This is a genomic window from Vibrio sp. 2130-1, from assembly GCF_033339515.1.
This window is the reverse complement of the sequence record NZ_JAWOUT010000667.1, coordinates 1-535: the sequence shown is the minus strand read 5'-3', so window position 1 is coordinate 535 and position 535 is coordinate 1. Positions and strand designations below refer to the sequence as shown.

Annotated in this window: 1 pseudogene; it reads left to right on the top strand. The window is 48.0% G+C overall.

The annotated features are described in order from the left end of the window. Positions 1–535, top strand: a pseudogene (locus tag R7Q09_RS28040) (type 2 secretion system lipase); the annotation flags it as partial.

Sequence of the window (535 nt, the reverse complement as noted above, 5' to 3'; positions counted from 1 at the left end):
CGCTTGCTTCTGCAGTTGCCGAAGAGCCAACCTTATCACCAGAAATGGTTTCAGCGTCTGAAGTGATCAGCACGCAAGAAAACCAAACCTATACCTATGTTCGCTGTTGGTATCGCACCAGCTACTCGAAAGATGATCCGGCGACCGATTGGGAATGGGCAAAAAACGAAGATGGTAGCTACTTCACCATTGACGGCTACTGGTGGAGCTCCGTTTCATTTAAAAACATGTTCTACACCAACACGTCGCAAAACGTTATCCGTCAGCGTTGTGAAGCAACATTAGATTTGGCGAACGAGAACGCAGACATTACGTTCTTCGCCGCTGACAATCGCTTCTCATACAACCACACGATCTGGAGCAACGACGCAGCAATGCAGCCAGATCAAATCAACAAAGTGGTTGCACTCGGTGACAGCTTGTCTGATACAGGCAACATCTTTAACGCATCACAATGGCGCTTCCCTAACCCGAATAGCTGGTTCTTGGGTCACTTCTCCAACGGTTTTGTGTGGACAGAATACATTGCCAAAGC